This is a genomic window from Paenibacillus sp. Z3-2, from assembly GCF_054161325.1.
The window spans coordinates 1,440,873-1,465,177 of record NZ_CP096397.1 but is presented as its reverse complement, the minus strand read 5'-3'; the positions used below and the strand labels follow the sequence as shown (position 1 = coordinate 1,465,177).

At 45.9% G+C, this 24,305-nt stretch carries 16 protein-coding genes and 1 pseudogene; 4 read left to right on the top strand and 13 right to left on the bottom strand.

The features are described from left to right. Positions 1 to 161: 161 nt before the first annotated feature. Both M1D71_RS06255 and M1D71_RS06250 read left to right on the top strand, forming a co-directional pair. The gene (locus tag M1D71_RS06255; RefSeq protein WP_458125720.1) at positions 162 to 1,448 is read left to right on the top strand and encodes a DUF5050 domain-containing protein; all 1,287 of its coding nucleotides are present in this window, start codon (positions 162 to 164) and stop codon (positions 1,446 to 1,448) included. Between the two features lie 184 nt (positions 1,449 to 1,632). Further along, positions 1,633 to 3,258: a helix-turn-helix domain-containing protein gene (locus M1D71_RS06250; RefSeq protein WP_458125719.1), complete on the top strand. Its 1,626-nt coding sequence runs from the start codon at positions 1,633 to 1,635 to the stop codon at positions 3,256 to 3,258. 128 nt (positions 3,259 to 3,386) lie between these two features. Here the strand turns inward: M1D71_RS06250 and M1D71_RS06245 are convergent, their stop codons facing one another. Next, on the bottom strand, positions 3,387 to 3,962 hold the full coding sequence (locus M1D71_RS06245) for a GbsR/MarR family transcriptional regulator (RefSeq protein ID WP_458125718.1): 576 nt from the start codon (positions 3,960 to 3,962) through the stop codon (positions 3,387 to 3,389). Between the two features lie 496 nt (positions 3,963 to 4,458). Between M1D71_RS06245 and M1D71_RS06240 the strand changes: the two genes are divergently transcribed. After that, positions 4,459 to 5,688 carry a quaternary amine ABC transporter ATP-binding protein gene (locus M1D71_RS06240; protein ID WP_340400913.1) on the top strand — a complete coding sequence of 410 codons (1,230 nt, stop codon included), beginning with the start codon at positions 4,459 to 4,461 and terminating at the stop codon, positions 5,686 to 5,688. After that, positions 5,654 to 8,242: a glycine betaine ABC transporter substrate-binding protein gene (locus tag M1D71_RS06235; protein WP_458125717.1), complete on the top strand. Its 2,589-nt coding sequence runs from the start codon at positions 5,654 to 5,656 to the stop codon at positions 8,240 to 8,242. The genes M1D71_RS06240 and M1D71_RS06235 overlap by 35 nt, the downstream gene beginning before the upstream one ends. Positions 8,243 to 8,437: 195 nt before the next feature. Here M1D71_RS06235 and M1D71_RS06230 read toward each other — a convergent pair whose 3' ends face one another. From M1D71_RS06230 to M1D71_RS06175, 12 genes and pseudogenes are all read right to left on the bottom strand, one after another. Next, a complete protein-coding gene (locus M1D71_RS06230) occupies positions 8,438 to 8,650 on the bottom strand; it encodes an immunity 17 family protein (protein ID WP_458125716.1) in 213 nt (70 codons plus the stop codon). A 134-nt stretch (positions 8,651 to 8,784) separates the two neighbouring features. Next, positions 8,785 to 12,777 (bottom strand): S-layer homology domain-containing protein, encoded by a 3,993-nt coding sequence (locus M1D71_RS06225; RefSeq protein WP_458125715.1) that lies wholly within the window; start codon positions 12,775 to 12,777, stop codon positions 8,785 to 8,787. A gap of 429 nt (positions 12,778 to 13,206) precedes the next feature. Further along, entirely contained in the window at positions 13,207 to 14,580 is a 1,374-nt protein-coding gene (locus M1D71_RS06220) for an ABC transporter substrate-binding protein (RefSeq protein WP_186327739.1), read from the bottom strand. Between the two features lie 523 nt (positions 14,581 to 15,103). After that, positions 15,104 to 15,925: a carbohydrate ABC transporter permease gene (locus M1D71_RS06215; RefSeq protein ID WP_336759487.1), complete on the bottom strand. Its 822-nt coding sequence runs from the start codon at positions 15,923 to 15,925 to the stop codon at positions 15,104 to 15,106. Next, on the bottom strand, positions 15,922 to 16,884 hold the full coding sequence (locus M1D71_RS06210; RefSeq protein WP_458125714.1) for a carbohydrate ABC transporter permease: 963 nt from the start codon (positions 16,882 to 16,884) through the stop codon (positions 15,922 to 15,924). The genes M1D71_RS06215 and M1D71_RS06210 overlap by 4 nt, the downstream gene beginning before the upstream one ends. 343 nt (positions 16,885 to 17,227) lie before the next feature. After that, positions 17,228 to 19,045 carry an APC family permease gene (locus tag M1D71_RS06205; RefSeq protein ID WP_458125713.1) on the bottom strand — a complete coding sequence of 606 codons (1,818 nt, stop codon included), beginning with the start codon at positions 19,043 to 19,045 and terminating at the stop codon, positions 17,228 to 17,230. Positions 19,046 to 19,301: 256 nt separating this feature from the next. Beyond that, complete coding sequence (gene rhaD / locus M1D71_RS06200; RefSeq protein ID WP_458125712.1) at positions 19,302 to 20,153, bottom strand: rhamnulose-1-phosphate aldolase; 852 nt, start codon at positions 20,151 to 20,153, stop codon at positions 19,302 to 19,304. Between the two features lie 381 nt (positions 20,154 to 20,534). After that, positions 20,535 to 21,065 carry a GNAT family N-acetyltransferase gene (locus tag M1D71_RS06195; protein WP_458125711.1) on the bottom strand — a complete coding sequence of 177 codons (531 nt, stop codon included), beginning with the start codon at positions 21,063 to 21,065 and terminating at the stop codon, positions 20,535 to 20,537. A gap of 236 nt (positions 21,066 to 21,301) precedes the next feature. Then, a complete protein-coding gene (locus M1D71_RS06190; protein WP_458125710.1) occupies positions 21,302 to 21,589 on the bottom strand; it encodes a hypothetical protein in 288 nt (95 codons plus the stop codon). Between the two features lie 187 nt (positions 21,590 to 21,776). Next, positions 21,777 to 22,266 (bottom strand): annotated as a pseudogene (locus M1D71_RS06185) (DinB family protein). A 27-nt stretch (positions 22,267 to 22,293) separates the two neighbouring features. Beyond that, the gene (locus tag M1D71_RS06180) at positions 22,294 to 23,229 is read right to left on the bottom strand and encodes a helix-turn-helix domain-containing protein (protein WP_458125709.1); all 936 of its coding nucleotides are present in this window, start codon (positions 23,227 to 23,229) and stop codon (positions 22,294 to 22,296) included. A gap of 221 nt (positions 23,230 to 23,450) precedes the next feature. Next, positions 23,451 to 24,284: an AraC family ligand binding domain-containing protein gene (locus tag M1D71_RS06175; protein WP_458125708.1), complete on the bottom strand. Its 834-nt coding sequence runs from the start codon at positions 24,282 to 24,284 to the stop codon at positions 23,451 to 23,453. Positions 24,285 to 24,305 lie beyond the last annotated feature (21 nt).

Genomic DNA, 24,305 nt, shown 5'->3' with positions numbered 1-24,305 from the left:
GTCGGCTCTCTTCGCTACTTCGACGCCTTCATGCAAATGCATGAAATTCAATTTCATTCTCTTCTTTTTTCATATTCGAGATCTAACATATCTTCCATTGTTTACCGATATAACATAAGGCGTTAATTACATACATATAGAACGAAGGGGACGATGAAAGAATGAAAACAGGGTATACATACTTGCAACGCACTATCTGTACATTGCTGCTCATTACACTGCTTGCAGCAATGACATTGGGAGGCGGAAGCGCAGCCCAGGCAGCTTCACTCAGCCAATCCACAGTGTATTATGAGTCCGACGGAGTCTTGTACAAAGTATCCGCTGATGGTAGCAACACGACTGAAGTATTAATTGATTTCCAAGGTGTGGACTTGCTCTCAGCAGGCTCTTATCTCTACTACACTCAGACTGCTTCTTCCACAACCTTGCTTCGGGTTCCGAATGACGGGTCCAGTGATGCGGCGGAGACATTTGCTACAGATGTACTCAGCTATTATACGGATAACGGGTTCATCTATTATCTGGACGCTACAGGTACGATCTATCGCGCTAATGGCAATAGTGATGCTTCCACTGCCACCAAGATTGCCGACAAGGCCGATACCGATTTTCCGTTTCTTGTGGTCGTCAAAGGGCGTGCCTACTATAATGCGTTAGTTAATGGAAACACATGGATCGTCTCCAAAACGTCCAACGGCTCTGGAGCTGTACAGCGGATTGCCGCAGGTGCAGTGGAAAGTCGTTATTTTACCAACCAAGCCAAAAAAGAACTGCAACTGATGGTGAATACAGATCCCGACGAGCAGTTCTACTCCACCAATGCTGTCGTTATGTATAAGGTGAATTACAACACTGGCAAGGCCACTGCTGTTAATCCAAAAGCCAAGCTGGATGTGAATGCTGTATATTCCGGTGGATGGGGAAACAACCTTTACGTGTATAACAAAGGAATCACGCTAGATAGTAACAAGGATTACAATTACGCCAAAGGCAAAGCGTTTGCGTTAACGACTTCAGCCAAAACGCTTCAGCTTCATAACAAGAGCGTCCGGGAAGTAAGTGCACTCGGTACAGACAAGGTTGTCCTTGTTGATGCAGACAAAAAGGCTTATGCCAAAACGGTCTCCGGCAACAAAGTGACCAAGTCCGCCAACCTGAACCTGAACAATGTAACGTATGTTGCGAATCAATTGACCAATGGCACATCTACGGCTGCATACATCTCGGGCAATAACGGTCTCTATTCAGTCAACACAGCTCTCAAGGTAACCAAACTTACCAGTGACGAGTGGGATGCATTCCATATCAGAGATGATGTTGCCGGCCTGTTCTACATCAATGCCAAAGATCAGTATCGCCTGTATCACGTGCAAACGGGTGGAACTGGTAAAAAAGTAATGAGTGACGTTTTCCTCGACAATATTCTATTGGTAACACCATACTAACCTATACTGTGGATTCAGACATATAGCCTATTTAACAGTCTTGTCCATAACGATGAGGATTACCTTGCAGCCATACTGGCTCTGGGTAGTCCTTTTTCGTGTCGAAAACTATTTTTCAAAAACATCTTCCATATGAGAATGATAATTGTTATCATTAAGAAAATAAGACAAAAGGATGGTCCGTATGACTGAACAGTTTCCTTTCATTGCTGAAACCTCATCTCTACCGCTCCTCTCCTCCATGTGCCGTGTGCGTCGCGGGGAGAACTTCCGTGTGCAAGGCAAGACGGTGTCTCGGCCCATGCTCTGTCTTATTTTGCAAGGAGACGGTGTTCTGGTCCTGAATGATACAGTCTATACGGCTCAAGCGGGCAGTTTCTTCGTGTTGAATCCGGGCACAACCATTGAGGCTGCTGCGCGCTCGAAAGTAACCGAATGTATATTAATAAGCATGGATACCGTTCGTTTGCAGCAAGTTCGCGGTGAATGGAAAATGACCTCTACTCCTGGCTTCCCGCTGGATTGGCAGACAGGCAGATTGCTGGTTCGTCACGAGCAGCAGGCTGTATCACGTTTGGGACAACTGTATGAAACCTATCGCGGTCTTCAACCGGATCACTTTATCAGCATACATAGCCAGCTGCACGAACTGCTGCAGTTTCTCTCGGAGAATCGGCTGGAAGCCAATCATGAGAAAGTGGACCCTGCCTTGGAACGCAGCATTATGTATATGCGACGCTTCATGAGTGAAGGAATCAGCATGGATCAGCTCGCCAAGATTGCTGGACTCACACCCAGCTCTTATTCTCGCAGTTTCAAGAAAGCCAAGGGCATGTCACCCACCGATTACCTGAACCGTTTACGTATAGACGAAGCCAAAAAACAGCTGACAGCGGAAACGTGTATCCTTAAAGACGTCGCGATATCTGTTGGGTACGGCAACGAGTATTATTTTAGCCGCAAATTCAAACAAACCTTGGGGATTGCACCCAGCGTATATATGAAAAGAGATCAACTTCGAGTTGCCACGGCATCCATCATGGGATTCCACGAGAACCTGGCCTCACTTGGACTGCATCCGGTAGCTGTGCTGGAAGGAGTCCTTGATCGCGATACCGATGATTATGGACAAGAACGCCGATTAACCAGGCAATTAGATCAACTTCGGCAGGCGAAGCCAGACTTGATCATCGGTGACTTTTACCACAAGCCCTATTACGATCGTCTGAAAAGCATTGCACCCACCATCATTTTGGAATCAACAAATGACTGGCAAGAGAACCATACTCGCATAGCCGAACTGGTTGGACGTGAGAAGCAGGCGTTGCTGAATTTCAAGGAACTTGAGTTTCGCAAACTTGAAGCAGGCCAGAGCCTACAACTGTATTTCGAACAGGGACGTATTGCTCTCATGCACATTACGAACCAGTTCATCCGCTTGCAGGGATCTGACGAGCACCCGTTAAATCAGTTGTTGTATGATGAACTGGGGCTCCACCCTGCCCAGCTTGTATCTCCCGAAATCTACAGAAATGAGTATGCAGCGGATAGTATCCCCGTGCTGGACACGGACTACCTGTTTATTCATCGTGCCGCGCTTCAGCCTGCCAGTGAAAAGGTGTTCCGACGCATGAAGCAAACGGCATCGTGGAATCGATCCCCTGCTGTGTTGCAAGGCAACGTTCACGACATCTCGAATTGGCAACGGTTATGCTGGACTCCAGCTGGACGTCTGCAGATTCTAAACGAACTGGAACAGATTGCCCAGCAGTCGGTGGTCTTTCCTCATGCAAGTCTGATCGGACATTAAACGTGAACATAAGTCGATACGATGGGCAAGGTTATCTTTTACATCGTGTTCCTTAAATTATAATAGAGTAAGATATTGCACAGGCCAAAGGGCCCTCTCCTGTAACGGAAAGGGCCCTTTGCATGTAATTATGAGTGTTCCTTAATCTCTTCCTTCGGAACCAACTTGTATATCTCTTCATCTTCCATGGTATCGATTAACCGATCCAACCATTTGTAATATGCTTCCGCTTGCAAAACCTTGTGTTTGTCTTCCATCAAGATGTGGATAAGTTCAGCATCAGCCTGCTCATCCAGATCTTCGACTAATCGATTCAGTTCTTCAATCGATTTGCGTAGAACCTGAAGGTTACTCTCCACGGCTTTTCTCCATTTGATAGCAAAATAATCCGTAAACGTCTGATGCCAGTCATATTCCACTTCATATAGGTCTTTTCTGGAGCCCTTGCTCCACACTTTATTTACCATTTTCAAATCCAGCAGTGTTCGCACACCTGTACTCATACTCGTTTTGCTCATTTCCATTTCCCGTCCCATATCGTCAAGGGTCATTGGTTTGTCTGCAAAAAATAGCAATCCATATAAGTGTCCTGTAGATAGCGTAACGCCGTAAAGATCCATATTACGTCCAATGGCTTCAATGACGCGCTTACGAATCCTCAGCACGGTTGCCTGCTGTTCCTCTTGTAAATGGTCCAAGCCCATGCTTGCAACCTCCATTCTGACATTCCCAGTCTTGGCAAAATAATTGCAACACTCTAAAGTCCTGCTTACATGGGAAAGCATCCGGCCGGACATCCTATATGCCAGAGGGTTTCCTTTCACCCAATGTATGAAAATGGGAACTTTACCATCCTGCAATTGCCTACGACTATCTTTTAACCAAATAAATTAGCTTCAATTCAACTCATTTTCTATTGTAGGAAAAGCAATGTCAAATGTAAAGGTGCCTTATTAGCCAGAATAAGGAGAATGACGGAGTATTTGGACGAAAAACTTTGTACAGTTTTTACTGTACAAACATTATGTACTGTTTATTCGGTTGATATACTGGTTAAGTATTGTTAGAATTATATACGTTACCCAGAAAGACGGGAAGCGAAGCAACAATTACCGGATTTCGTGGCTGGGCGCACAAGTGTATGGGCTTGTGGATGCTAAAGCCGTTCGAAGTGCACAACACATCAGAAGGGGTGAAAACATGACCATACTTGAAGTGAAAAACGTAAGTAAATTGTTTGGACCCCAAACCGAGCAAGGTCTGCAATTACTGGAGCAAGGTTGGGGAAAAGAAAAGTTGGCCAAAGAAAAACAGATAACGGTTGGTGTCAACCGGGTCAACATGGAGATTAAGGAAGGCGAAATCTTCGTTATTATGGGGCTGTCCGGGAGTGGTAAATCCACACTGGTACGGATGTTCAATCGCCTGATTGAACCAACATCCGGAGAAATTCTGGTCCATGGTAAGGATCTACGCAAGATGAACAAAGAACAATTGCGCGAAGTGCGCCGGAAAACGATCAGCATGGTCTTCCAGAAGTTTGCGTTATTCCCGCACCGTACCGTTCTTGATAATGTGGAGTATGGATTAGAAGTACAGAAAGTAGACAAAGAAGTACGCCGTGAGAAGGCGAAAACTTCACTTGAGCTGGTTGGCCTTAAAGGCTGGGAAGACAAAATGCCAGATGAACTCAGTGGCGGGATGCAACAACGTGTCGGCTTGGCCCGTGCACTTGCCAATGATCCCGAAGTATTATTAATGGATGAAGCCTTTAGTGCACTTGATCCATTGATTCGTCGTGATATGCAAGATGAGTTGATCGAGCTTCAGGATAAAATGAAAAAGACGATTATTTTCATTACCCATGACTTGGACGAAGCGCTGCGCATCGGCGATCGTATTGCCCTCATGAAAGACGGCGCAGTCGTGCAGATCGGTACACCGGAAGAAATCATGATTCAACCGGCCAACTCATATGTGGCCCGCTTCGTCGAAGACGTGGATCTGTCCAAGGTCCTTACTGCATCTCATGTGATGCGTCGCCCTGAAACAATTACGCTTGACCGTGGTCCTCGTGTTGCCCTCGAATTAATGCGCGAACGTGGTATTTCCAACCTGTTTGTCATTGACCGTTCGAAGAAGCTACTTGGTGTTATTACAGCAGAAGATGCTACCCGTGCGATGCGCGAAAACAAAGTTTTGAACGACATTCTGATCACGGACGGACCGACGGTGTCGCCTGAGACCCTGATTCATGAATTGTTCGAAATCGTAAGTTCTGCCCATGTGCCTCTCGCTGTTGTTGGTGAGAATGGCCGTCTGCAAGGTGTTATCGTCCGCGGTGCCCTGCTGGGTGCACTTAGCGGTGAAGTTGCAGTAAAGGAGGAACTTGTGAATGATTCCCAAAATACCACTAGCATCGTGGATTGAATCCATTGTTGACTGGATGAGCTCCTCGCTCTCCGGATTATTTAACGTAATCTCTGTTGTTATTCAGGAAGTGGTCGGATTCTTCTCCGGGCTGTTCATGCTGCCACATCCACTCCTGTTCATCGCCATATTGGGTGTTCTTGCGTTCCTCGTAGGTCGACTCCCACTTACACTATTCACGGTTATCGGGTTCTTGCTCGTAGACAACTTGGGCTACTGGTCCCAATCTATGGACACACTCGGACTGGTTATCACTTCAGGATTGGTCTCGATCCTCCTTGGTGTACCCGTCGGAATCTGGCTCGCATACAGTAAAACCGCGGCGCGTATCGTTACACCGTTGCTTGACTTCATGCAGACAATGCCTGCATTTGTCTACTTGCTGCCTGCGGTTACGTTCTTTAGCCTTGGTGTCGTTCCAGGTGTTATCGCATCTGTTATATTCGCGATTCCACCAACGATTCGTCTGACTCACCTGGGTATCAAACAGGTATCCAGCGAATTGGTTGAAGCAGCCGATGCATTCGGCTCGACTTCCATGCAAAAACTGTTCAAAGTTCAACTTCCACTCGCTTTGCCTACTGTGATGTCCGGTATTAACCAGACCATCATGCTGTCACTTTCCATGGTTGTTATTGCATCCATGATTGGTGCACAGGGTATTGGTGCAGAAGTATATCGTGCGGTAACACAGCTTCAAATCGGTAAAGGTTTCGAAGCCGGTCTTGCTGTTGTCGTACTCGCGATTGTGCTGGACCGTTTCACACAAAATCTGTTTATGCCAGGTCGCAAAAGAACCTCACGCATTACAACAAAGCAAAAAGCGTGGATCACTGCTGCAGCAACATTCCTAGTGTTAGTAGCTGGTTTCTCACAATACTTCGTTGGTGGCACGACTTCCGCTGGCGGCAACAACTCAGCAGCCAATGCTGTAGGTGAAGAAGTGAACTATCAGATTATTGGTATCGATCCAGGGGCTGGTATCATGAAGTCCGCAGCAAAAGCGATCGATGACTATAACCTGACTGACTGGACTCTCATTGAAGGATCAGGTGCAGCCATGACGGCCACACTGGACAAAGCGCTCAAAAATGAAGACCCAATCATCATTACAGGTTGGACTCCGCACTGGATGTTCAACAAATATGATCTGAAATATCTGGAAGATCCAGAGAAATCTTTCGGTGATGCTGAAGAAATTCATACTATCGTCCGTAAAGGTCTGAAAGAAGATCACCCTGTTGCCTTTGAATTCCTGTCCCGTTTCCAATGGACATCAGATGAAATGGGTGAAATGATGACTGCCATTCAGGATGGCACATCCGCAGAAGAAGCAGCTAAAGCTTATGCCGAGAAACATGCCGATCAGATTGCTGAGTGGACCAAAGGTCTGACTCCAGTGAACGGTGATGCTTTCAAACTGAGCTATGTGGCTTGGGATTCCGAAATCGCAAGTACTAACTTGCTGAAATATGTGATGGAAAACAATCTGGGTTATAAAGTTAACGCTCTGCAAGTAGAAGCCGGACCGATGTGGACGGGTGTTGCCTCAGGCGACGTAGATGCCTCTCCAGCAGCTTGGCTGCCATTGACACACGCTGACTACTGGGAACGTTACAAAGACCAGGTGGACGATCTGGGTGCCAATATGAAGGGTGTACGTACAGGACTCGTGGTTCCTAGTTACATGACTGAAGTAAACTCCATTGCCGATCTGGAGACAGGTGCCGCTTCTTCCACTCCATCAGCAAGTGCCAATGTGGGTGAAGAGGTTAATCACCAAATCGTTGGTATTGATCCAGGTGCTGGTATTATGAAATCCACGGCTAGTGCGATTGAAGCATACGGACTGACCAACTGGAAGTTGATTGAAGGTTCCGGAGCAGCCATGACGGCTACACTGGACAAAGCTTTTAAGAACGAAGAATCAATTATCATTACAGGTTGGACTCCGCACTGGATGTTCAATCAGTATGATCTGAAGTATCTGGAAGATCCCGACAAGGTCTATGGTGACGCGGAAGAAATTCACACCATTGCCCGCAAAGGTCTAAAAGAAGATCATCCTGTTGCCTATGAATTCTTGTCACGCTTCAACTGGACATCGGATGAAATGGGTGAAATGATGATTGCCATTCAAGATGGAACTTCTCCAGAACAAGCTGCCCAAGATTATGCAGAGAAACATGCGGATCAAATCGATGAATGGACTAAAGATTTGACTCCGGTGAATGGGAATACATTCCGATTAGGTTATGTGGCTTGGGACTCCGAAATCGCAAGTACAAACCTGCTGAAATATGTGATGGAGACCAAACTTGGTTACAAAGTAACAGCGTTACAAGTTGAAGCCGGACCAATGTGGACTGGCGTTGCAACAGGCGATGTGGATGCTTCTCCTGCTGCCTGGTTGCCTCTCACACATGCCGATTACTGGGATAAATACAAAGATCAACTCGATGATCTCGGTGCCAACATGACTGGTGTTAAAACCGGATTAGTTGTGCCTGAATATATGGATGTCAAATCCATTGAAGATTTAAAAGATAATTAAACCAGATTGAGATGAATAAACCTGAATTTGGTAAAAAGGCCACCGAAATTATTCGGTGGCCTTTTTCTGTCATCTTTTTTTCTGCGGTCTTTCTCAGCCAATCTTGAGCTACCTGAAGCTACACGACCTGACTTTTATATGCTTACAAAACACATGTTCTATGTAGGCAAAATGCTATCTAATCCTCAACTGCCGCTAACCGATCAGTAACAGTAATACACCAATGACAATCATGACAACACCCAGAATACCATACACTACCCTTGCGCCCTGTCGTCCAATGGTCCTCACAAAAATGCCTGCTCTAAAACTCTTCATAAACCAGTCCCAGTTATTGATTCCTCCGAGTAAACTAAAAATTCCTGCCGCTATAGCCAATAGTGCGATTAAAACGGGTTGATCTTGCATTTCGTCAACACTCCTTCAATATAATCCTGTCTACTATACCTTCACTTGGTGAAAATTAACAGGCATTAATTAGTAAAAAAACAGCTTTCAGATGGAAGTCTGCAAGCTGTTCTAGAGCGTGAGTGTATACCTCTTTACTGCTTTTGCAATTCGCTTGCCGACAATAGCAGAGTCACCACTTCAGCACGCGTTGCTTCTGCGAGTGGGTTGAACCTATTCTGCCCTGTTCCTTTCACTAGTCCTGCATCATATGCAGCAGCGATATATGGAACAGCCCAAGCGGGTACGTTATCTGCATCCGCAAAGCTCAGTGCCGGATTGGACTGTACCGGAAGACCGAGTGCTCTTACGAGCATAACCGTCATCTCTACCCGCGATACTTTGCCCGATGAACGGAAGGTATCATCCGTATACCCGCTAATGATCCCTTGCTCCACTGCCTGAGCAATAAAGGATTGCGCCCACGCAGGTATGCCAGCAGCATCCTTAAACGTCAATGCCTTGTTGTTGGATGGGAGTTCAAATGCTCTTGCCAGCATTACAATGAATTCGGCGCGTGTAGCTGGTGCATTCGGACGGAAATTGCCATCCTGATACCCGTTCACAATTCCCCGGGAAATGGCCTGCTCAATGGCAGCAGCGGCCCAGTGGTTCCCGATGTCCTTCAGGTCTACCACCGGAGTGGTTGGAGTAGTCCCTCCTCCATTACCTGGAACGGTAGGGGTAGTTGGAGTCGTAGGATTGGTTGGTGTAGTCGGTGTGGTTGGAGTTACAGGCGAGGTAGGTGTAGTTGAACCTCCACCACTGTTACCATTGCCTGGATTGCTGCCATTATTCCCGCCACCATTAACAGGGTTGCTGCCATTTCCGTTATCTGTAAAGGTTAATTGTGCGAGCAATGGGTCATGATCGCTCACCCGTCCATTCGCTGTCTCAAAGTCGGCGTTTACATGTACCACTTCGATGGCTGCAGTATCCGTCAGGTTTTTACTCACCAGAATGTGATCCAGTGTCTGAGAGTTTCCGTCATAAATATAGGAATAACGCTTGTTCTCAGGCAGTTTGTTTACCAGATTGTCCAGTTCATTACCTTCCACAATACTCATTGTTTTCGAGAACTGGAAGTCATTAAAGTCCCCGAGAACAGCAACACTTACATCCGGGTCTTTGTTGATTAATTCATTTACAAATTTATTGACAACCGTTGCTTGCTGCGCACGCTGTACTTCACTGCTGCGGGTTACAGGCTGAACATTTCCAAATGGGGCTACATCTCCACCCTTGGAATTAAAATGGTTAGCGATAACAACTACACGTTCACCATTAAATTCAAACTCTGCCGCTAGCGGTTTGCGGGAACTGGTGAACGCCTCGTCACCTGGTGCAATACGCCCCGGATTAACCGAGAGACTACCGTCTGCTTTGACTTCGATTGCAGTCGTGGCATTACCTTTGCCGATACCACTAGCTAACGATACACGGTCCGGCTGATACAGGAATCCTACGCGAATGTTGGCACCCGGTGCCCCGCCATCCTTATTATTTTCCGGAGCAATCTCACTGTATTGATATGTGGGTCCTTTATTCATTTTGATTGCATCAATTAGAGTCTGAAAACTCTCATCGGCCGCTGTTGTACCCGTGTCGGCATCACCATCGTTATCCTGAACTTCCATTATTCCTAGAATATCTGGCGTTTTCAGATTATCCACGATAATTTTACCGATTTTATTGGCTCGTGTTGCATCTTTTTTGCTGAAGTTCTCTACATTAAACGTGGCAACAGTCAACTTTTCTTGTTGTGGCTCAATTGATGTTGTTGCCTGTTTCAAACCACTGGACGTAATCGGAGGCAACTCGCCTTCCAAGGTAACTTTATAATTACCACCCGAATAAGAAAGCACACCATTAATGGAGCCTCTAAATTTATCACCCGTTGTCACAGCTTGAGGAGGTTTTTTATTAATGAACAAGCGTTGAGGATTTAGAGAACTCTCAAACTTTCCTGCTCCGTCTCCACGTAAGATTAATCCTCCTGCCGGAGTCTGCAATGAATTATTTGGTTCGTTGTCTACAGTCACTGCTAATCCAGGATTATAGGAATAAGGTCCAAGAATAGTAGCATCATCTAATTGAATACGCATGCCTTCCAAACTTTCATAAAAGTCTATGGCATCCACTTCAGGGTTAAATTGGCCCAAACCATCTGAATCAATGACAATAGGGATTACACGACCGCCTTTTCCAATAATTACGGGATGTGGCAATTCAGCATTGGCATGTTGAATATCAATCTCAGAAGCTACAATTTCAGTGGTTGGCAAATCTGCTGCACTTGCGGCATACTCTTTGACCTGACCTGCAACCTTTACTTGATCCTGGACTTTCATTCCATGATCTTTCTTATAGATTAAAATCCCCTCAGAAGTTGCCGGGTCTCCATCTTCCTGACCAGGAATCGACTGCATATAGAATGAATCCGCATTAACCACAGAAGTAACAACACCTTCTACATTCTGTACCTTCAATCCATCATAGATGGAATAATGGGTTGCACCCTGAATTTCGTGAATGCGTACACCATCCACTCGATCAACCGCTGTATACTCAAATGAAAAAGTTGTGCTTCCTCTGTTGTCGGCAACCGCAACAGCTTTAATCGTTTGATCTTGATTAATCGTAATAGGCTGCGTGTATTCAATCGAATTTACAGTTGGTTCAGAACCATCGAGAGTATAAAAAATTTGTGCTCCAGGATATGGAGAAGACAACGTAACTTCCGTTCCTTTCACAATACCACCTGAAGGTGTGCTCGCTGTTACGGAGAGCAGATCTCCCAGAATATCCGACGCCGTTCGAGGGATCAATTCCAGACCATAAGTGGAATGGTAAGTCAGCACCCCTGTCACTTTATGATACGTTTTGCCTATAGAAAGAGCAGAAGGACTATTTTTGGCATAAATGAGCATTTCCCCACCTTGATCATCTGTCGCAGTATAAGTTGGGATGTTGTTTTTTGTCACCTTAATATTGTTTACTTCGACAAGCATCCCTTCATACTGCCCTCCAGTACCTTTGCTCCCTCCCTCACCAGGGGCAAAATGGGATGAGTTCAGCGTTATTGGTGAGGGAATGTCCTGTGTTTTTTCGACAGTCCGAATGTAACCTCCCTGAAATCCGGATTTGCTTACTTCTACCTGTACAAGGCCGTTGTAGATCGTAATTGGGCCGTAGGCCTCAATTCGGTCTCCCACTTCCACACCGGAAGCATTGCCGCGCACAACGATCCCTGTATCGTTACCCTGAATATACAAATTGGATACACTTCCGGACAGCTCACTGTAGGTTACAATGCCTTGAACGGTAACCGGGGTATTTTCGGATGTATTTCTTGCTTCTGAAATTGAAATTGGGGTGTTGTCGAGGATGGTGTAATCGAAAGTGGTAACATCGCTATTTTCGACCCCCTCTTTGACTGCGTAGGTTTCAATATGAATTGCATCATTGATCGTTATGGGCACGGTATAGGGAAGATAATCAGCGTCCGTATTTTGCTTATAGTAGACGGTTGCACCGACTGTGGTCGTTTCCAATGTAACCTGCGTTCCTACTGAAACAGCACCAGAGGATGGATTAGCTCTGACGCTTGCCACTTTAGTTTCAGGTGTCTCATCGATTAATTGGAAGTTTGTTGAGGTAACGGAGCGTATACCTTTAGAAGTGAAATATTGAGATAATGTACCATTGTTAATACGTACTTTGGATTTATACAAGGAGGGATTGCTTTGTAGTCCGAACGTGCTGCGAGGAGCAGATGTGGGTACTTGAACAGGCATCATCTTGCTAATATCTGTTTCGGTTGGACTATCAGCAATTGCAAAATTAGTGTCTAAAGTAAAGGGTGGATTCGAATTTACATTCGGACCGTTGCTGTAGGTCCCTACAACATAACCTTCAACTGTAGCGAATGTATCATCCGAACCAAGAGCGAGCGCCTCTGCAACTGTTAATGGCTCGTCAGCCGCTACAACTTTACTGTTGAATAAGCCAGCAGGTATGGCTCCCGTAATCAGCAGGACCACGGCTAAGAATAATCTGAGCCAACTCTTTATTTGCTTACTTTGCATCTTTACCCTACCCCCATGTTTTGAATTTCCAATCATTTGTTCAGCCAGCTTGTACATTAGTTCAAATATAAGATAACTGAATAACAGATTGATGTAAATAATATTTCTTCTAAATGAAATAAAATAGAACATATACATTACATCAAAAAGCACCTTCTATCCTTTGAAGCTAAACAGGACTAATTTCAGATCAAATTTATGACTTTTTAATCTTTTTAAGTCATGTTCATGTGCACATTAAACAATTTACGTTAGATATACTAACGCTAAAGGTATAATCATTTAGTTTTTCGACAATTAGTGACGGCAACTATCTATCCCTTTTCAAGGAAAATCAGACTTAAGGCTTATAGCAAATTTCAAGATACAGGCATAGCAATGCGACGATCAGGACTGATCGCCGCATCTTTATTTGATATTAACCTACTGTTACTTCTTCACCGTACTGTTATATTGCGCAATCTTGTCTGTAATTTGTTTGGCTGCTGCATCCAATGCTTCCTGTGGTGTACCTTGTCCATTCAGGACCGTTTCAATCGCTCCTTCGACAAGTTGTCTGGCTTCAGGGAATACACCCATTAATGCCCCGGATGTTGCTGTCGAATCCGCGGAAGCGTGCAATTGGTCGACTGCTGTCTGGAATTGCGGGTACTTCGCCATATTATCCTTTAATACTTGCTCTTCGTAAGCTGCTGTCGTAATTGGGAAGTATCCTGTCGCAACACTCCAGTTCGCTTGCACCTCTGGTGTAGCCAAGTACTTGATGAACTCCCATGCCGCTTGCTGTTGGGCTTCCGATTTGTTGTTCATGATGTACAAGCTCGCTCCACCAACCACAACGCCGCCTTCTTTGGCATCCGCTGGACGAGGCAGGAAGCCTGTTCCCAGTTCAAACTTGCCACCTGAACCTTCTACGATTTTACGCAGGCCAGCTGTGGAATCCAGAGTCATACCGATTTGCTGTGCTGTAAATGCTGCTGTCGTATCGTCTGTGCTACGTCCCAGATTGGAGAGGGTTTTCTCGTCGATCATCTTTTTCCACCACGTTAATGTCTTAACCCCTGCTTCGGAGTTCAGCAGCGACTCTGTAGCTGCTTCAGTTCTTCCGTTTCCATTGTTTACATAATCTGCATTCTGGTTTGCAAAGAACTGTTCCATGAACCAGCCGTAGATCGCCATGGATGCACCTGGCTTACCGTCTTTCGCCAATGCTTTCGCTGCTTGTTCAAACTCTTCATACGTCTTCGGCGGGTTCTCCGGGTCCAGACCTGCTGCTTTGAACATATCCTTGTTGTAGTACAGGATCGGGTTCGATGTGTTAAAAGGCATCGCGTTCAACTTACCATCGATGGTGTAGTACCGGATGATGTTTGGTTCCAGTTGGGACAGGTCGAACTGATCCTTGTCGATGAACTGCTGTACTGGCGTAATCATGCCTGAATCAATCATGAACTTGCTACCGATCTCGTAGACCTGGATAATGTCTGGACCGCTGTCTGAGCCCATGGATGCTTTGAGTTTGTTCAGACTTTCATCGTACTTCCCTTGATAAATGGGCTTCACCTGAATGTCCGGATGACTTGCGTTAAAGTCGGAAGCGAGCTGGTTAATCGCTTTTTCCCCTGCACCCGACATGGAGTGCCACCAAGTCAATTGTGTTGTTTCAGCTGCGGCCGCTTCTGCTGGCGCTCCACTTGCCGGGCTGCTTGTTTCAGCTTTTGTTCCGCAAGCCGAAATGACCAACATTAGAGCAGCAAGCATTAATGCGAATGTTCCTCTTTTTTTCAACCGAAATCCGTTCATAATCGCTCTCCTTTTATATGGCTCGCTTCACAATAGTTCTTTACGTTCTGCAAGCTGGCCGTTACGGATATGAATCGTTCTTTTGATCGCTGTTGTCTCCAGATTTATTAGAATTAGCTCTTATTTGTATAAATTCCAGAGACAAAGGCGAACGCTTCGCTTCTTCAGAATCGATTCTTCTCCTTCACTACTTTTGCAGTCTTTAAAGAACTTATTTCAAGGCGCGAGCCTCATTTTATTCGCTCCTGGTATCCAAACCGCAAACCTGTACGACATGCAGGTTTTCATTCAACAGACTTGTTTCAACAGCTTCAATTCTAAAGTTGCAATACATATCCTAAATTCTTCAACGCTATTTCGATACTTTCTATATTCTTATCTGCTATTCACTGCTTCTGCGCTACCTAAAGTTCAAACTTCATTCATTGACTATCGTCTATTGCTTCGATTCAAAAGCTAAAGTTATTACGCTCGAATTGCTACTCCACAGCGGAGCTGTAGTTCAGAATCCTAACTTCCTCCTCTACCCCTTCAGCGCGCCTGCGGCCATACCGCGGACAAGCTGTTTCAACCCGAAAATCAATAACAGTAAGGATGGTAGAATGACCATCGCTGTTCCGGCAAATACCAGATTCCACGCCGTGGATTCCTGGAACTCCAGCATCGAGATCCCGATCTGTGCGGTTCTCATTTCTGGCGTGTTCGTCACCAGCAGCGGCCAGAGATACGAATTGTACATGCTTAAGAATGAATAGATTGCCAGTGTTCCAAGTGCCGGACGGGACAAAGGCAGGACATGCGATATGAAATAGCGGATATGACCACAACCGTCGATCTTCGCCGCCTCGAACAATTCCTTGGGGAGCTGCATGAAGAACTGTCTTAGCAGGAATGTACCAAACGCCGTTGCCAGAAACGGCACCGTCAGCCCCTGGTAACTATCCAGCCAGCCCCAGCTGCGAACTGTCAGGTAGTTGGGGATCATCGTCACTTCCCATGGAATCATCATGGTTGCGACAAACATGCTGAAGATGACGTTTTTGCCTTTGAACTGCATTTTCGCAAAAGCATAGGCTGCCATACTCGCTGTAATCAATTGACCAAGCGTCGTTAAGCCTGCGACAAGGAAGGTATTGCCGATAAATCGACCGATCGGAACAATATCGAATACTTCGCTAAAGTTGGACAGATCGATTGAATTCGGAATGATATGCGGCGGATAAGCGCTCGCATCTTCCGGCGTCATGACAGCCATGAAAAAGGTGTACATCACCGGATACAACACAAGTGCTGCACAGATCGTCAGTAATACATACAACAGTGTTTTGGTCCATGTCGCACTCATTGGTAATGCACTTTCCTTTCTACCCATTTGAACTGGATCAGGGTCAGCAGCATAATCACCACGAACAGGATCAGTGCCTGTGCACTACCTGTACCAAAGCGGAAATTAACGAAGGCTTCCTGATAGATGGAATAGACGAAAACATTCGTACTGTCCATCGGGCCACCCCGGGTTAGAATGTTGATCTGACCGAACGATTGAAAAGCGCCAATGATCGATACGACCGTAACAAAGAATAACGTTGGTGACAGGAGCGGCATTGAGATTTTACGAAACGTCAGTAATGGTCCTGCGCCATCAATCTTGGCACTCTCGTAGATCTCATCCGGGATGCCTGCCAAACCACTGGATAGAATAATGTAGTTGAATCCGAGGTTCATCCAGATCGTCATGATGGAGATCGAGATCAACGCCCAATCCGGGCTGGTAAGCCAAGGAATTGGATCAATACCTACTTTGCCAAGCAGATAATTCAGCATGCCCAGGGTCGGATGGAATAGAAACTTCCAGATCACCGCTGACGAACCGACGGATAACACCACGGGCAGAGAGAACACAAATTGGAACACACGCATTCCCTTGAATCGGTTGTGAGTCAGTGCAGCCAGAATCAGAGCAGCCAGCATACCCGTAGGCACTGTAAACAGGACAAATAGTAATGTCACTTTCATCCCTTGCATAAACAGTCCTGACTGGAACACGGCCTTGAAGTTGTCCAGCCCCACGTAAGCCGCAATCTGTCCCGTCGGATCTGTGGAATGCAGACTCAGGTACACGGACTTAAACATCGGGTAAAACAGAAACACTGCAAACAAAAGCAGCGATGGTGCCAGGAAACCATAGGCCAGCATATTCTCCCGCATTCGCTGCACACGCAGCGAGGCTGTACGACGCTGACTCGTACCTGATACGCGCCGTTTGGCGGCGGGTAAGCTGATCCGGTTATCAAGCTCACTCATCGGATTTTCTTCCCCCTTGATTCACGCATTCAGTGTGTGTGAAATGCTACATCAACTTCAGCACCACGTTATCTAGTGTAAGAGTCGAATGTCACAGCAAAATCTGTTCTGAATCAACGTAACGTTAATCATGGACAAGGGGCTTTACGAAATCAGGGATCAACTCTACGCCGGAATCCGAATTAAATTACACGACAAAAAACCGCAGGAACTCCCCTGTTTGGAGATGTCCCTGCGGTTCGATGTGTAAATGGAATATGAACGTTTGTCTATTCATGAAAGTGACTCATTTTACAATAATCTGTAAATCTTCCAAACAGGGTTAAGCGATTAACCGTTCGAGTTAACGATTAAGATGATATGGCACCGTGGTGACAATCACGTCTTTGTAATTAATCAGATAAGCCCGAATCATGAAGCTGGTCTGATTGTGCAGTACATTTTGCCACCAGTGCTTGGTGATGAATTGCGGAATCAAAATGGTGATATGATCAGTCTCAGCCGTTTTCCACTCTACTGTATCAATGAATTTCTTGAGCGGCCCCATAATGCTGCGGTACCTCGATTTGATCACGACCAGACGGACCCCTGGGTTCCAATCCTCCCACTTCTGCTCCATTTTGCGTATAGCCTCATCATCGAATCCAATATACAGCGCAACCACGTGATCCGACATCGTCTGGGCGTAACTGATCGTGTTCATGACAACCCGGGTAATGCCTGCAACAGGAATCACAATCGTATTACCTTTTTGGGCTGGCTTATCGACCTGAATATCAATCCGCAGCTCATCCGCAATGTTGCAATAGTGACGTTGAATACGCATGAACACATAGACAACAAGTGGCAAAAAGATAAAGATGACCCATGTCTGCGTGAACTTGGTGAAAATAAAGATCAGGGTAATCGACAGCGTAGTCAGCATCCCAACAGTATTGACTAGCAGTTTCATCTGCCAGCCAGACGGCTTGACTTTGATCCAACGAATCATCATGCCGAGTTGCGATAGCGTAAATGGAATGAACACCCCTACCGCATAGAGCGGAATAAGGCTTTCGGTATTTCCTTTGAACCCAACCACCAGAAGCGCAGACATCACACTGAGAAAAATAATACCGTTCGAGAAGCCAAGCCGATCTCCTCGGACCATGAACATATGAGGCATATATTTGTCTTTGGCCATCATGAAGGACAATAGCGGGAAGGCAGAATACGCCGTATTCGCTGCCAGGAACAGGATCAGTGCCGTCACACCCTGGATGATAAAATACATCCACCCTCTGCCAAATGTAGCTTCAGCAATCTGGGATATGACCGTGGCATGGGGATCAGGCTTCACCCCATAACCGAAGGCCAGCAACGTGATGCCAATGAACATGGCTCCCAATATACAACCCATGAGCAATAACGTACCCGCAGCATTTTTCTCGGCAGGCTGCTTGAAGTTCGGGATCGCGTTACTTACCGCTTCCACGCCAGTCAGAGCCGAACAACCCGAGCTGAATGCTTTCAACAGCAGAAAGATACTCACATGGGATAGACTTGTTCCGAATTCAGGTGCAGCTGCTTCCATACCCCCGGCAAGAAATTTGATTCCGCCCGAGATAATCAGAACTGCAATCGAAAAGATAAACAGATAGATGGGAATCGCCAGCACAGACGCTGACTCCGTCACTCCCCGCAAATTCATAATCGTTAGAAAAACAATCATAATAAGTGCAATCACGACACTGTAGTCATGCAGCATTGGAAACGCCGACGTAATCGCATCCGTCCCTGCGGACGAACTTACGGCAACGGTCAGAATATAATCGACGAGCAGAGATCCCCCGGCAATCAGACTGGAGGTGGTACCCAGATTATCCTTGGCTACGATATAAGCGCCGCCCCCTGTTGGATAAGCAAATATCGTCTGACGATAGGAAAAAATTAAAATGACGAGTAATCCCAGCACGGCGATGGAAATCGGAACAGAGTACCACAGGGCGGCGAATCCGGCCGCAACGAGCACCAGCAAAATCTGTTCCGTACCGTAGGCAACGGACGATAGGGCGTCCGAAGACAGGATGGCGAGTGCCTTCCATTTCCCCAATTTCTCTCCATCCAGTTCAGCCGATTTCATGGGCTTGCCTATTAAGATTCTCTTCATTTTGCCAAGCATGATCATAACTTCCTTCCGTCTCTCATCTGTGAAGCATTGTTATTATGCAAAATCGCAGAGCCCTTGACAATACGTCATTTCACACGAAATTCGCCAGCGCGTGATAATGCATTCTACGATTCAATAATCGATAACAAAGCCATTCTTGTTCAGCAATTTGAACTTTTTTGAACCAAAACGACGTTTGTTCGTCAAAAAAAAGGAAATGGCCTTCGGTTCAGTGAACCAAAGACCACTTCCTTGATCTATGCGTTAATTATATTATACTGCCCAGAATGCTAGGACGAGGGGTAACGCCGAACGATTGCGCCAGTGTAGTCAGCTGTTCATCCGTAATTCTCTGCCGAATCTCGTGACCAGCAACCAGCATGTACACCTGGGCTGCCTTCTCGATAGTCTCGATCAGACCAAATGCCTCGTCAATCGTTGTGCCCGTTCCGAATATGCCATGCTGCGGCCAGATGACCGCATGGTATTCTTTCATTTTCTCAGCGGTTTCTCGGCCAATCTCATTCGATCCTGGGATCATCCAAGGAATAATACCTATCCCATCGGGAAATACAACCACACACTCCGTGCACATCTGCCACAAGGTCTTCGTAAATTTTGCCTCATCCAATTCGTGGATAAACGTCATCGCCAGCACATGAGTCGCATGGTTGTGCATAACAACACGGTGGTTCGGGTCCAATTGGAGACGTTCAATATGGCTCATGAAATGCGTAGGTAATTCACTTGTTGGATTCGCCCCCGACTTCAATCCCCAGAGCACTTCCAGCTCCTTACCATCTTGCGATACACGCAGCAACCCCAGATTGCTTTCGGGATCAGCGAGTACATTTTTGAAATACTTGCCCGATGCGGTCACGATAAAATATTTGCCTGCCAGCTCTTGCACCGAAAAAGCCGGTTTGATTTTGCGAATCACATGATGGATATCGATATACTGGGCAACTTCCTCTTCCTCCAGCAGATAGCTGACATTACCACCATTGCGTTCATCCCACCCATTTTTCCACATATGCTGTGTAATTTCAGCCATCTCACGGACAAATGGAATATGGAAACCGGCGGCCTGTGTTGCTTCGTTTGTAAGGGTCACGTTCATGATCATTCTCTCCTTATATTGAAAATAATATGGCTTGCCACGTACATAGTAAGTTCTTTTTTTCACATTCATTATACCTTTGTTTATCTTTGATAGTCAATAATAAACACAGAAATATTCTTTTATTTATTTTTGTTTAGTTTTGTTTATTTGAAAATAAAACAAAAAAATACCCTACCGGCGCCCGGCAGGGTCAGTCACACATCTATTTAACACGAGAAGGGGTTTACAAGAATTATCGTACCGCAGCTACCTTAATAGAAGCTGAAAGCGAAATAAAAAAAGCCTGAAAACCAGGTTGATATACCGTAGACCACATTTCTCATATAAATGAATTCACTTCATTAGGATAGCTATGGCCTGTCCCTATTCGAAGCATATTTACGGTTTTTTCAGCACATAGGACGGATGCATTAATCCTGTCGGTTCATACTGTTCGTCACCTGTGTATTCGAATCCGAGCTTGATCAAGATGTGACGTGACACTTCATTATCCGGATGATGCTCCGCAAACAGTACCTTCGCCTTCATTTCGTCAAAGGCATACGCAATCACCGCACGGGCTGCTTCCTGGGCATACCCTTTGCCCCAGTGATCCCGGGTTAGATGGAATCCCAGTTCATACATATCCTCTTCTGGAGAATACGGACGCAGACCACAGCAACCGACAAACAGCTCAGACTCTTTCTCAAAAAGGGGCCAATATTGCACCCCCGCTTCCTTCTGCCTTTGAATTTCCTGTGTTAATCTCGCTTCTACTTCGTCTTCGCTTAAGAATCCCTTGCTGCTAATCCACTTCGAAATCTCATGATCGCCCCACAGCGCAAACGCCAGCGCACGATCCCCTTCGTTCCATGTGCAAAATTCAAGCCGTTCGGTTTCAAGAAAAGTATTTCTATCGATACTATTCATAGTCCATTTTCCTCCTGATTTCTAACCAGTACACTGACTGGGTTCTACAATAAATTAATCGAATGACTTCCCTGGTAAACAGGAAAATAGAATGGGACAAAACAAATGCCTGCTATTAAGCCGACATCTCATTCATGCTGAATAAGAATATCATCCCTAATCTATTCCTGAAAAAGATCAAGCCCCTGTCAGCAGGACAACATGTCCGACAGGGGCTTGTTACAACTTTAACATCGTTAGAAATCAGATGTTGCAATTTGAATCGTACCTGTAGAAGCACCAGCTGCACTAGTCAATAAGGCAGCTACGAGCAGCAAGTGTACAGACAGTGTAAGGCTGTTGCCGGCAGGAATTAAATACGTGATGACAGGTGCATTCACGCGAGTAACAACCAATTCGACTGCGAACGGACCAAAGTTGTTAACCGTGATGCTGGCATTAGTGCCCCCAGCCAAATTCTCATAGTAGGATTTGCCCACGCCTGCTGCCAAATTATAAAACTGTTGTGGTAAAAGGATGGCCATTGAAATCACCTCCTTTTGCTTTGATACGGTATTCTATGTTCAGAAACTAGTAAAGCCACGGTGAAACGACCGTGTTATAACGTCCATTTTTAATAGACAAGATAGATTGATAGACAACTGTACACAAAAAAGCCCCACCGAAACATCCGATGGAGCTGATAAAGCATATTATATTTAACAAGGTTAGCTATGCGTACAGCATGAAGAAATTCAATTCATGCCCCTGCTGCTTAAGATAGTTGTACAATTGCGAACGGTGATGGAATACATGCGTTACCGTTTCAATCTGCCATTGAACCTGCAGATGTCCATGTTCCATATAGAAAGCTTTCGTCGAACGATTCAAAAAGTCATCTTCGCTCAATCCCGTGATATATGCTTTGTAGGATTCGAAATTGCTCCACAACGTTGCTTCCAGCTTCTCGATATCCTGAATCCCGGACAAGCTATTCTCCACCAGCCCAACCTCAGCTTCACCTTTTTCCTGCATAATGGCAAGATCGGATGCAGTAATCTGGATAAAATGATGTACTAGCTCCACCAATGAACGCATATTCTCCTGTGGACGATAAGACCAATCCTCCGAACGGATTCAAGCGAATTAACGAAGCCCCCGTCCGTACGCCTGTTTCCAATTCATTTAACAAATGATCCCGAATCTGCAATGTTCCATTCATATATGATGTCTCCCTTATCTTTTATTCTCACGACTTCAGTATAACCGAAGGTGCTACAGATCTATTGTACAAATCGGACAACATTCTGCCACGCTCCCTGGCTGCTGTCAACGGAGTCTCTCCATAAAACTTGCGAAATTGCCGAATCAGATGGGCTTGGTCAAAAAATCCATGATTCTGGGCAAGCATTGCCCAATCTGCCGTATGCCCCTGATGAATGCTGCCCAGCACACGATGAAAACGAACCACCTCACTGAATCGTTTGGGACTGATTCCAATCCATTCCGAGAACTTGCGATGCAATTGCCGCTCGCTGACCACCTCACGCAGTGCAATCTCCTGTACACTCATACGTCCCCCATCCTTGAAGATGCGGTGCAGCACGTTTTTCATCAGATCGTTCTCGTATGTGCTTGCCTGCACTGACAAAGGACTCAGATATGTGTTCATAACCTCTACTCGTTCTGTAAAACTATTCGTTTCAGCCATCCGCTCCTGAAGCTCGTTCAGCTTCTCGGGCCAACATTCCTGAAGTGCAATTCGCTTATCCGTAAACCATTCCAGAGGCATGCCATGAAAGACATGTGCCCCACCCGGGAAGAACCGCACACCAAAGGTATAATCTCCAGCAGGAGCATCATCGTCAGATGACTCCGGTACCGCGAAAGGCTCTGTATAATTGCCGCAGTAAGCATAGGAATGTACTGAACAGACCGGGTCGTATGTAATCAGCATATCCGTGCAGCCATCCGGCAATACCCGGGCAGGGACAGTCATCACCGATCGCTCTCGACCTTCTCCCGCAGCAACATCCGCATGCGTGTTCGGAAGAGATCCCGATTCCCAGTAACAGGCCACATAAGCCATCAAGTCGGCAGCAGGTATTTTCTCAACATAATAACTGTTAGGGTATGTCCCATTTATCTGAATAGGCTTAAACAACGGGTGCAGGCTGTGATCCACAATTCTTCCCTCCGATCACTAGAGTTGTTGTACGTTATGTATTCATCTATCATACCATCAACCGAACAAATGGAGAAAAAAAGTGCCCTACCGGAGGACAATCCGATAGGGCCAGTCACACATCTATTTAACACGAGAAGGGGTTTACAAGACTTATCTTACCTTCACAACCTTAATGGAAACTGAAATTGGGATGAATAACAGATCAAAATTACTTTTTTTTAACTCAGCCCATGCAATTTTCGAAAACGCTCTGGACTCATACCTGTATGCCTTTTGAACATTGCACAGAAATAACTGGCGTTCTCGTAACCCACCCGATCAGCTACTTCATAGATTCGCAGCTCTCTCTCACTGAACATGAGTTGTTTGCTCCGATTGATCCTTTCCTGGTTCACGTAAAATAAAGGCCTGGTATGAAGTGCCTTCTGAAACAGCCTGCACAGATATTGAGGAGACACGACAGCCACTTCGGCCAGCTCCTTCAGCGACAGTGAGCGATCCAGATGCTCTGAGATGTAACGCAGCACAGGCTTCAAGCGCTCCAGTTCATCATTATAATTGGCAGATACGATGAGTAGTGGCTTGAGATCTAAAAGCAGTGCATATAATTGTTTGGAGCATTCAATATCGTAATCTGCATACGCCGTATTGCCCGTGTTCTCCCCCCGAACCAGCAGTTGCTCTAATCCTTCCAGCAGTGTGGGGTTTCTAAGCCTGCATACGCGTGAACCGGTTATCCCCGCATATGATAATAACTGGCTGGCCTCTCTACCCTGAAACGAGACCCAAGCCAGTTCCCACCGATCACTGATGGGCATATATCGATGCGGGACATCAGGATACAGAAAGAAAACGTCACCCGGTCCGACGATATACTCGTCTTCTTGTATAATCAGTCTCCCCTGGCCATGAATAATCTGGTGGATCTGATAATCTGGGAATCCCTCTGGACGCTCGGTTTCATATTGATGTTCCCAGTAACCAACCGTGGTCATATAGATCGGCAGGCGAGCAGCTTCTTCTGTTTTACCAAAAAAAATCCGGGTATCCATCCAGTACACCACTTTCTCCAT